This window comes from Daejeonella sp. (genome assembly GCF_049655485.1).
Lineage (GTDB): Bacteria > Bacteroidota > Bacteroidia > Sphingobacteriales > Sphingobacteriaceae > Daejeonella.
This window is the reverse complement of sequence record NZ_JBASJU010000129.1, coordinates 1-1,743: the sequence shown is the minus strand read 5'-3', so window position 1 is coordinate 1,743 and position 1,743 is coordinate 1. Positions and strand designations below refer to the sequence as shown.

Annotated in this window: 2 protein-coding genes; one reads left to right on the top strand and one right to left on the bottom strand. The window is 42.3% G+C overall.

Translation table 11 applies throughout. The features are described from left to right. Positions 1–884 (bottom strand): 4-hydroxythreonine-4-phosphate dehydrogenase PdxA (pdxA, locus tag WBJ10_RS05320; protein ID WP_424288491.1); only part of this gene is annotated, 884 nt, incomplete at its 3' end. 205 nt (positions 885–1,089) lie between these two features. Here pdxA and rsmA point away from each other — a divergent pair. Further along, the coding region (rsmA, locus tag WBJ10_RS05315) for a 16S rRNA (adenine(1518)-N(6)/adenine(1519)-N(6))-dimethyltransferase RsmA (protein ID WP_424288490.1) at positions 1,090–1,743 on the top strand (654 nt) is incomplete at its 3' end.

Below are 1,743 nucleotides of genomic sequence, written 5' to 3'. Positions count from 1 at the left end.
GTACGAACAACAGGCAGGCCGGCTGTGAAGTTTACACCATTATGAAATGCGATCTGTTTGAAAGGTATCAGGCCCTGGTCATGGTACATAGCAAGGACCCCATCGAATTGTGAATAGGTATGGGCTGCAAAAAATCCATCGGCGGCATAAGGGCCGAATGCAAAAATGCCTTTTGCATTTGCTTCAGCTATTGCTGGAATAATCACTTCAAGTTCTTCTTTCCCGATCAAGCCGTTATCACCGGCATGAGGGTTCAATCCGAGTACAGCAATTCGCGGTTTTTGAATCCAGAAGTCTTTTTTCAAGCTCTCGCTCATCAGACTGAGTTTCGAAACGATCTTTTGTGTGGTGATTTTTTCCGCTACTTCATTGACAGGGATGTGACCTGTTACCACGCCAACGCGTATATCTTCACTCACTAAAAACATCAGAGAATCTGCGGCGTTCGTTTTAGCCTGTATATATTCAGTGTGTCCCGCAAATTGAAAGCTGTCGCTTTGGATATTATGTTTATTAATCGGGGCGGTGACGAGGGCATCGGTATTTCCGGCAATCAGATCATCAAGCGCTCTTTCAAGTGAGATGAATGCGTATTTGCCCCCAGTTTCTGTGGTCAAGCCCAGTTCGATCCTTACGTCCTCTTCCCAGCAATTGATCATGTTCGCGCGCTTATTCTGAGCCTGGGAAGCGCTATTAATAACATTGAAATTAAACTCATTAACATCCATAGTCTTGCGATGAAACGAGGCAACTTTTGTATGTCCATAAACAATCGGAGTGCAATATTCAAGGATACGATTGTCCATTAAGGTCTTAATGATCACTTCCAGCCCAATGCCGTTTACGTCGCCAATTGATATTCCGATTTTTATTTTTTCGCCCATGCCGATCTATACAATGTTGCCGCAAATTAAGGACTTTAATCGCATTCTGCAATTAGTTATAAGTTTTAGGTTATAAGTTATAAGTAACTAAACGCTGTGCAAAAACTTAGCACTTATAAATACAACCTACAACTCCTTCGAAGATTATTCAGTTAACCAAGACCTACAAATTCAAAATCCGTAGTTTTGCAACAAACCAACTCCCATGAGCTTAGTTAAAGCAAAAAAACATCTCGGACAACATTTTCTGACCGACAAGAATATTGCTGAGAAAATCGTGAACAGTCTAAAATCAGCGGACAGCTACCCGTATCTTCTGGAGGTAGGCCCGGGGATGGGTATTCTATCCGACTACCTGCTGAGCAAAGATGAACCTCAGGTTTATTTAATTGACATCGACACCGAATCTTATGCTTTTTTAGATAAGAAATATCCTGCTCTAGGCGAACGATTGATAAACGGGGATTTCCTCGCACTTGATTTTAAGGATGTTTTTTCCGGCAAGCTGGGTATAATCGGGAACTTCCCGTATAATATCTCGTCGCAGATTCTTTTTAAAGTTCTGGAGAACCGTGATCAGGTGGTTGAACTCGTGGGTATGTTCCAAAAGGAGGTGGCTCAACGATGTGCAGAGAAGCCTGGAAGCAAGGAATATGGCATCCTGAGTGTGTTTTTACAAGCATACTATCATGTAGAATACCTATTTTCAGTAAAGCCCGGAGTGTTTAACCCGCCGCCAAAAGTTACATCTGCTGTGATAAGGCTTACCCGAAATGAAGTTGTAAAGCTTGATTGCGATGAAAACCTATTTTGGAAGGTAGTTAAAGCAGGATTCAACCAACGAAGGAAGACCTTACGC